Below are 1,581 nucleotides of genomic sequence, written 5' to 3' on the forward strand. Positions count from 1 at the left end.
TGCTGGGCCCCGCGGCCCTGGGGCGCGTCGGGCACCGCGGCGGGCAGGACGGCGGCGACGGGCGCCGGGTCACCGCCGCACGGCGTGCCGCGGTCGACCTCGCACCAGATCCGCTTGCCCTCGCCCTCCGGCTGCCAGCCCCACCGGTCGGCGAGCCCGTCGACCAGTTCGAGGCCGCGCCCGCCGGTGTCGTCGCCCTCCGCGTGGCGGGGGCTGGGCGGGGTCGCACATCCGTCCGCCACCTCGACGCGCACGGTCCCGGCGTCGGCGGCGCCCAGGCCGAAGAGCATCCGCAGCACGGCGGGGCAGCCCGTGTGGACCACGGCGTTGGTGACGAGCTCGGAGACGATCAGGACCAGGACCTCCGCCGTCTGCTCGTCACGGTCCATCCCCGAGCCCGCCAGCCGGGAGCGGACCCATCGTCTGGCCCTGCCGACCTCCGCGGGGTCGGGGCCGATCTCCATCTGAACCTGAAGCACCTGCACCGCTCACACCATCCGAACCGGCGGACACATCGCCTCGCGCCTCGACAAGAACCTCGATCCGCACAGCGGCAGGATCGGGGTCACGGACCGTGATTCCCTTACGGGACAGCATGGTTGACGTACAGTCACCGCAACAAGCGCTTCGGGCATATTCCAGCGCGAAGGAGTACGCGTGCCGCATACTGTGCGACGCACGCTGCGGGGAGTCGAACTGGAGGGCCGTTCGCGCCCTCCGGCCGTGCGAGCGGCGCACTTCCGGGCCGCACCGGCCGCCTCACCGGCGACGGTGGTGACTCCTGCGCCCGGACCGTCTCGCACCCTTCGGAGCGTACCGGAGCGACGGCGCGACTCCCGCCCGTGACGACACGGCGCCAGGACACAACCCGGTATCGGCGCCGACCGACCGCTCGGCGGACACGCAGTGTCACGTCAGGGCCCGGGATACGGGCGCGTCAGGGCTCCGGCGTGACGTAGTACGAGGCGAACGCCGTCAGGAGTTCGTCCTCGCCGATCCGGCCGTCGCCGTCCCCGTCGAGCGCCGAGGCGATCTCCGCGCCGCTCTCCCCGGGCACCCCGAGCACGCGCAGCGCACGCGCCAGCGCGGCCGGGGTGACGCCGCGCCCGTCCTCGTCGGCGACGGCGATGGCCGCGTGCAGGAAGGGCCGGGCGATCTCCGCGAAACGCCGCGGGTTGTCGCGCAGGCGCTTGACCGCGCCCGTCAGGAACTCCTGCCGGGTCACCCGCTGGTCGCCGTCGACGTCCGCGATGCCGGCCATGCCCTGCCAGAACGCCTCGGCCCCGCCGTAGAGCGCCTGCCCCTTGTCCGAGCGGGCCTTGACGCCGAACTCCGCGAGCAGCGCAGCAGCGGCCCCGCTGAACTCCTCACGGTCGATCGAGCCGTTGTGGTCCTGGTCGAAGGCCGCGAACCGGGAGGTGATCTTGCGTTCGTACTCTGCGCTGTCCATGGCGGGAGCGTACGACGCCCGGACATCACCCGCCGTTCACTCGCGTACGGCGGCGCCGCGCGGCGAAGCACGCTCGGCGCACGGCGCGGGGCCCGTGACGCGCGGCGCGTGCCGCGGAGCGCACGGGGCGC

Annotated in this window: 2 protein-coding genes; both read right to left on the bottom strand. The window is 74.0% G+C overall.

Annotation, left to right across the window (positions count from 1 at the left end; genetic code table 11):
- On the bottom strand, positions 1–485 hold a 485-nt coding region (locus L1885_RS28200), incomplete at its 3' end, for an ATP-binding protein (protein ID WP_235799978.1).
- 452 nt (positions 486–937) lie between these two features.
- Complete coding sequence (locus L1885_RS28205) at positions 938–1,450, bottom strand: EF-hand domain-containing protein (RefSeq protein ID WP_235799979.1); 513 nt, start codon at positions 1,448–1,450, stop codon at positions 938–940.
- Positions 1,451–1,581: the final 131 nt, after the last annotated feature.

Source organism: Streptomyces fuscigenes (genome assembly GCF_021556455.1).
GTDB lineage: Bacteria > Actinomycetota > Actinomycetes > Streptomycetales > Streptomycetaceae > Streptomyces > Streptomyces fuscigenes.

What these genes read in the sequence shown, in the direction of transcription:
- L1885_RS28205 (WP_235799979.1), bottom strand. Translation starts at nt 1,450, where the DNA reads ATGGACAGCGCAGAGTACGAACGCAAGATCACCTCCCGGTTCGCGGCC.